This is a genomic window from Ochrobactrum sp. BTU2, assembly GCF_024539785.1.
GTDB lineage: Bacteria > Pseudomonadota > Alphaproteobacteria > Rhizobiales > Rhizobiaceae > Brucella > Brucella anthropi.
The window spans coordinates 1-6,067 of sequence record NZ_JAHWRG010000048.1; the positions used below are offsets into that span (position 1 = coordinate 1).

The window sequence follows — 6,067 nt, forward strand, 5'->3', positions numbered from 1 at the left end:
AGCTGGCGAATGATGGTGGCGGTGATCATCATGGCATCGGAACGCTCGATATCCTCTTGGACGAGACGATGTTCCTGGGCGACAGCATGGCCACCTGAAACAGCGTCAGTCGTCGTGGTTTGACCGAGCACAGCTTTCGATACTTGCCGATCCATCCAGTCGGCGCGACGTTCGTAAAGGTCGATTGAAGTGCCTTTCGCTGCCACTTCCTGAAACTCGATATTCATGCTGTCAGGCATGATTGCGGCCATGTCGCCAGCGATCTGCGTCACTGCGCGCCACAGGACATCCTTGTCCTCTTCCTTGGCGTCACCTTCGTAACGGCCGATGCGGATCGGCATGCCGAAGTTCTGGACGAAAATCGCCCAGTCCTTCAGCGTGAAGCTCTTATACATCCATGCCCAGGATGCCACGCGGGCAATGCCGGAACGGATCGTCAGCCCCGATTTCGACGGGTGCCGGTGGATGATAAACTTGTGAGCCGGTAACGGTTCTTCTGCCGGATCATCACGAAGCACAACCGTTTCACCGTCTGCGCGGGCAAATGTAAACCAACGCTGCGGCCGGTATGTAATCTCGCGCGGTTCCCACCGGCTAAGCCGGGTTTGCCAATCGATCTCCATTACGGAGAATCCCTTGCCGATTGCGTCAAGCATATCGAACAGACATGCCCGCAGAACATCATCATTGATCCACGACTGCACGAACTCGGCTTGTTTCTTGTGATCGGCCGCGTCACTGGCTGGCTTCACTGTAATCGGGAGCTGCGCCACGGAACGCTTGCGGGTGGACATCACCCCGAAATAATGAAGGTCGCGCTCCTCGATGTCCTCTGCAAGCTCCAGATAGGAGAGCGGATCACCTTCAGCAGCTGCGCGATGAATGGCTGAAAGGCGACGTGGGTTAAGCCCCTCGGCCGGATGACCGGATATGACGGGACGAACGCCGCCGGTTGTCGGCCCGGCGTAGGGTTTGGTGACTTCCTGCCGCTTTAGCGGATTGCCATACTGATCGACCAACTGTGCCATCAGAGCGAACCTCTCAATTCTGGATTAATCGAACGCTCGCGATCATCGGATCGGCTGCGGCCATCGGGTGGCACATTGCGGCGTGTTTCGTACCCGTATTCCATATGCGGCGTACTGGCGGCATGGATGCCAAGGAACGCAGCCCACGTCCGATCGGCGTGATCGTCGTCTCGCTCGGCAACAAATCGCGGCGCGCCGGTCGGAGATGTGACCTTGCGCAGCTTGTGCAGATCGGAGCGAAGCGGAACATTGCCCATCGGAATGCGAACGGTCCGGTCCTCGAAACGCTCCTTGCCGCCATTCGCCATGATCAGCTTGCTGCCGGTGCTAAACAGGACGCCCTCGACACGACGACCGTAGCGGCGCTGCGCGTCCTCGACCACTTTTTCGCCCATGCCGGTCTGGTCGATGCAGGCCCGCGCCACACGATAACGCATCATCACGTCATCAAAGGCAGCATCCATGTCGGCAAAGGTGGCGCGCTTCTGTTCGATGATTTCGCGACACCACAGGACATCGCCGATCTCTTCCCATACCCAGATCACATGAAGGTCGTTGCGTCGGCCTATATCGCGCCCGACATAGCAGGCGTTGCCCTGATATCCTTCCGGGCTTCCTGCATTGTCGTCTTCGACCGATGAGATCAATTCGTATGATAGCCAGGCGCTCGCCTCATCGAGATACTGCAGCTCATATTCCTGCGCCCACGCATCTTCGTCGGCAATACCGGCGCGCAGCTCCTCGATGTTGCGCGGCAAGCCGTCCCTGACCGCCTGATAGATATCGACAACATGCCGTGACCAGGTATCGTCATTGGCGGTGTCCAGCTCGAAGAATTTCCCGCTCTTGCCATTCGGTGTCGACGTGACACGCAGTTTCCAGTTGGCCGAGATTACCGGAAAGAGCGCCTTCCAGATCGCGTTACTATCTTTGTGGAAGGCGAACTCATCCAGAAAAACGTTGGCAGAGAACCCGCGCGCTGTGTCGGGATTTGCAGGCAGAGCCGTGATACGGGTGCCATGCGGTAATGTTACTTCCAGCGCCTTGTAGCTGCCGGTATCACCCTTCCAATCAAACTCGCTGGCGTCAAATGCCATGCCGTAAGCCTTGGCGTGAGGGTATATTCCTTCCAACATGGCTTCACGGGCCTGCCGTTCACCACGGCTCAATATCACCCATCGTGTACGCTGGCTCTTTACGGCATGCTCAAAACTGTCATCAACACACTCAAGTGTTGTGGTGAACGTCTTGCCTGTTTGACGGGCAAATTTGCCGATTTTGAAACGGCTTTTATCCGTGATCCAGCGGCGCTGATAGCCGTAAAGCAAAGGCTGTGTCATCAGGATGCCCCATACGCTTCACGGATCATGCGCAGGATTTCTTCGCCATCCACCTTGCGGCCTGCTTTCTCGACGGCGTCGGTCGCATCACCGACAGCCTTCGCCAGCTTGGCTGTGGCTTCTTCCTCGGCCTTGCGGCGATGTTCGGCAGAATGACGTTGCGCAACCACGGTTTCCTTATAGGCGCGTGCCAGTTCCATGGCGTTTTTGGAATTGAGGCCATCGCCATCGAGCAGTTCATCAATGAGCGTTTTAAGAAACTCGCCAAGGACGATATCGGATTTGCTGATTTCTTCAGGCGTAAGCTTCTCCGCGATGCCGGCATAGATGTAACGGCGTTCCTCCAGCTGAGAGGCGCGGCGGGATAAGCGCATGGCTTTACGGTTGAAAGCCGACTTCGATATTGGTCCGATGCCCTTAACTTCCAGACGATCGTTCAGCTCAAAAAGAATGTCCGCCTGACTGCGGCGGCGTTCATTCAGCTGACTGATTGCCCAGACCACATCGTCCTGGGCATCTTCTGGTAGCAATTCCAGACTGTCTAGCCTGGAACGGCCGCGCCTATCTTCTGTCATGGCTCATCACTCCACGTCGCCCGGTCGCTGAATACCTTCCAGGACGATGCGGCGTTCAACATGATCGCGGCCTGTCCTGGTCAAGGTGGCGATAAGGGCGGTGCCTGCGGCGCTGATGCGAACAGCGCCAGCTTCTGTTTCGAGCCAACGCATCTGGTTGCGCAAATATTCGCGGGTGCGTTTGTAGCCGAAAACCTCCAACTCGCGTTCAAGCAGGCTGTCGTTCAGACTGGCATTCGTCTCCATCGCGAGCGCCTTCAGGATGATGAGGCGCACATTCTGATCGACAAAATCCTTGTAACCCGCCGTCATTCCTAACGTCCTTTCTGCATCAAAAATTCTTCAACACGGCGCGTCGTCCGTTCGGTCGCCTCCGACGACTTCGCCATAATTCCCATCTGCCCCTTGATCTCGGTGATGGCGAGCTGGAGCTGATGGACGGTTTCGGTGTTCGGCATGTGCGACAGATCATTCTCGACCTTCGATAGTCGGTGCTCATGATCCGAAACCTTGGCCGATATCTCTTTCGCGCCCTTGCCGATGTAGCCGCTGACCACGCCGAGGAAGGCCGCAGCCGCTAGCAAGAAGTTGATGAGCTGCCCGATCTGGGCGAGTGAGATATTCTCCAGCATTAACGACGCCCCCTGGACTGCTCGCGTTCAAGTTTGCTCTGACAGTCCACACACCGGCGCGCCGATGGCAGGGCTGCAAGCCGCTCCGGCTCGATCTCTTCGCCGCAGCGGACGCAGATGTCCGATCCGTCTCCAATCAAAGCAGCTGACGCGGCAGCGATTCCCGCGTCCCGCTCTTGCTCGGCGCGCAGATCGGCCAGCTCATGTGCCTTGTTACCCGCTTCCATCACTTCGGCCGCTCCGCAGGAACTGGCACCGTGTCGATCGCAGCAATGGCTGCACCGCGCCGCTGTTCACAGACGGCGAGCGCGGCGCGATCCTTGCCCCAAAGCGGTGTCAGCTCTTTCGCCGACAGGGCGCGATCAGGCAGAGTGACAGGTGGATCGCATGGCTTGCGCGCCTCTGACGGCACTTGCCCCCTGACGAATTCAGTACGGAGGATTGGCTTTCCCTCCGAGGAACTGGTTGTTGAGCAGCCGTGAGCGATCGACATCGATGCCACTGCCAGGAGTGTCAGAAAGCGCCGCATTGGCATCCTCCAGTTCTAAGACCTTGTTGTTGAGACGGTTGATTTCGGCCTGGGCTTTTTCCTGTGCGGCCTGGGAGGCTTTCATCTGCTCGATGATGTTCTTCGCGGCAGCTTCATTGGCCTCGGCGATCTGTCGAGACCAATCCGCATCACGGGCTTTTTCGGCGGTTGCAACCGCATCGTTGATCGTTTCGCGGAGCGCGCGGGCAGCACCGAAAGCCAACGTCGCCGCCGCCAGGAATATGATGGCGGCGACAACAATCTGGGAGGTCCACTTGCCGAACCACGCCGAGAGCGCTGCAATCATGGCCGGTCCTCCCGGCGATCGGTGAACAGAGCCTTTGCCTGCGCCCAATAATCGACAGAGCCGAAGCCGCGATGGACGCCGAGAACGCCGACGATCAGCGCGACCATGGAAGGCACCACGATCGGAGCAATCGCAACGGCCTGCTCTGAACCGACAGACGCAGCGCCAACAAGAATGATGATGACAGCCCAGGCGAGATAGAAACTGCCCCACAGATAGCGACGGCTGGAGGTGTAACCGGGTTCCTTGATCGGTTCGCTCATGTCACGTCCTCCGGCATGAATCGCTGAAGGCTCTTCATTGTCTTCGGCCCGACCAGGCCATCGGCGACCAGACGATGATCGCGCTGGAATGCCTTCACGGCTTGTTCGGTTCCCGGTCCAAAAATCCCGTCGATCGACAGATGATAAAAACCGGCAGCACGAAGGCCACGTTGAAGATCGGCAACGGAAAGACCCCGCATGCCACGACGCAACACAGTGTCTCCCGGCTCGAAGGCGATAGCGTCGGCGCTGATCTCCGCAACGATGTCCTTGGCCTTGGCAAGATATGCTGCGCGGTCGCTCAAACCATTCGTGCCACCGTTGATGCGCTTGGTGATGGCGACAAGATCATCTCGGTCGGCAACGTCGTTGAGATTGCGAGTGGACCAGAAATAAAAGACGGCCCATGCAGCCCATGGCCACGTCGCCACCAGTTCGGGCTTCAGCTCGAAGTTCGGCGCATCAGAGTGGTACTGCCGTATCCACGTTGCGAAGGCGCGATAATTGGCGCGGCCGGTCAACTGGATCGGGCCACGCCCCTTGAAGCGTTTGCCGTCACCGGGCTGTGTATTGCCGAGATCGGCGCGGCCTTCATAGGCCGCACCGCTGGCGTATTCTTCCATCGCGCAAAAGCCATCGCTCTCGTGGGCGAGCTGTGCGAGGAAATGAACGATGCGAAGTGAGGTCGTAACCTGAAACCGCTTGAGCAGTTCCGGCAGCAAGGGTCCAAACGATGAAATGATGGATTGCTGTTGTGCAATCTTTTTGACCGCGACGCGCGGAGCGAGCGCAGCCAGCACCGTGTGATTGATCTGGGATGCAAGGTCGGTCACATCACGCCCTCCGCGAAACTGTCTTCTTTGGCTGTTGCCGTTGGCCGTGATTGGCCGGTTCAAGACAGTTTTACGCGGGCACGCGATTGCTAATCATGCCGTAGAAGGAAGGCGCGACGGTATCTATTCGGATGGAAACATTTCGATCTGACGGTCGTCAGATTTCTTGGTGCGGTATTTCACCGGCGAGCGCTGAAACAGCTTCTCAACACCATTTTCAGTGATGCCTAACTTACGGGCAATCTGTGCATTCGACAAGCCATCGTCGTCACGATAGCGGCGCGCGCGAAGATCGCGCACCAATGGTACGCTTATGTAGTCACCGCCATAGCGACGTGAGAGCTTGTTTGCAATATCGATCCCGACACTATCGATAAGCTGCGAGCGATCAATATTCGATGGCACGTAAAGGCGAATACCTGCATGCTCTTCGGCAAGGCGGATGAGGCCGTCCTCACCAAGCAGACCGAGCAGCTCCGCTACAAGTCGATGATCCTTCAATGCTGCCTCCCGATCTCTGCGGAAAGCGCCAGTTGTTGCGCGGTAATGACGCGCAAGCG

General features: G+C 57.8%; 11 protein-coding genes. All 11 read right to left on the reverse strand.

The window, feature by feature from the left end; translation table 11 throughout:
- The coding region (locus KWJ32_RS27525; RefSeq protein WP_256886596.1) for a DUF935 family protein at positions 1–1,028 on the reverse strand (1,028 nt) is incomplete at its 3' end.
- On the reverse strand, positions 1,028–2,368 hold the full coding sequence (locus tag KWJ32_RS27530; RefSeq protein ID WP_256886597.1) for a terminase family protein: 1,341 nt from the start codon (positions 2,366–2,368) through the stop codon (positions 1,028–1,030). The genes KWJ32_RS27530 and KWJ32_RS27525, both read right to left, overlap by 1 nt.
- The gene (locus KWJ32_RS27535; protein ID WP_125335787.1) at positions 2,368–2,943 is read right to left on the reverse strand and encodes a phage protein Gp27 family protein; all 576 of its coding nucleotides are present in this window, start codon (positions 2,941–2,943) and stop codon (positions 2,368–2,370) included. Before KWJ32_RS27535 ends, KWJ32_RS27530 begins: the two co-directional genes overlap by 1 nt.
- Positions 2,944–2,949: 6 nt before the next feature.
- On the reverse strand, positions 2,950–3,255 hold the full coding sequence (locus KWJ32_RS27540; RefSeq protein ID WP_125335789.1) for a hypothetical protein: 306 nt from the start codon (positions 3,253–3,255) through the stop codon (positions 2,950–2,952).
- Positions 3,256–3,257: 2 nt separating this feature from the next.
- Positions 3,258–3,575, reverse strand: a complete 318-nt coding sequence (locus KWJ32_RS27545) for a DUF2730 family protein (RefSeq protein WP_083699691.1) — start codon at positions 3,573–3,575, stop codon at positions 3,258–3,260.
- Positions 3,575–3,802, reverse strand: coding sequence for a TraR/DksA C4-type zinc finger protein (locus KWJ32_RS27550; RefSeq protein WP_076773857.1), 228 nt, complete (start codon positions 3,800–3,802; stop codon positions 3,575–3,577). Before KWJ32_RS27550 ends, KWJ32_RS27545 begins: the two co-directional genes overlap by 1 nt.
- Complete coding sequence (locus KWJ32_RS27555; RefSeq protein ID WP_235915206.1) at positions 3,802–3,987, reverse strand: hypothetical protein; 186 nt, start codon at positions 3,985–3,987, stop codon at positions 3,802–3,804. Before KWJ32_RS27555 ends, KWJ32_RS27550 begins: the two co-directional genes overlap by 1 nt.
- A gap of 16 nt (positions 3,988–4,003) precedes the next feature.
- Complete coding sequence (locus KWJ32_RS27560; protein ID WP_151691366.1) at positions 4,004–4,411, reverse strand: hypothetical protein; 408 nt, start codon at positions 4,409–4,411, stop codon at positions 4,004–4,006.
- Complete coding sequence (locus KWJ32_RS27565; RefSeq protein WP_151691365.1) at positions 4,408–4,674, reverse strand: NAD(P)+ transhydrogenase beta chain; 267 nt, start codon at positions 4,672–4,674, stop codon at positions 4,408–4,410. The genes KWJ32_RS27560 and KWJ32_RS27565 overlap by 4 nt, the downstream gene beginning before the upstream one ends.
- The gene (locus KWJ32_RS27570; protein ID WP_176588477.1) at positions 4,671–5,507 is read right to left on the reverse strand and encodes a peptidoglycan-binding protein; all 837 of its coding nucleotides are present in this window, start codon (positions 5,505–5,507) and stop codon (positions 4,671–4,673) included. The genes KWJ32_RS27565 and KWJ32_RS27570 overlap by 4 nt, the downstream gene beginning before the upstream one ends.
- 123 nt (positions 5,508–5,630) lie before the next feature.
- A partial coding sequence (locus KWJ32_RS27575) for a hypothetical protein (protein WP_256886598.1) occupies positions 5,631–6,067 on the reverse strand: 437 nt, incomplete at its 5' end.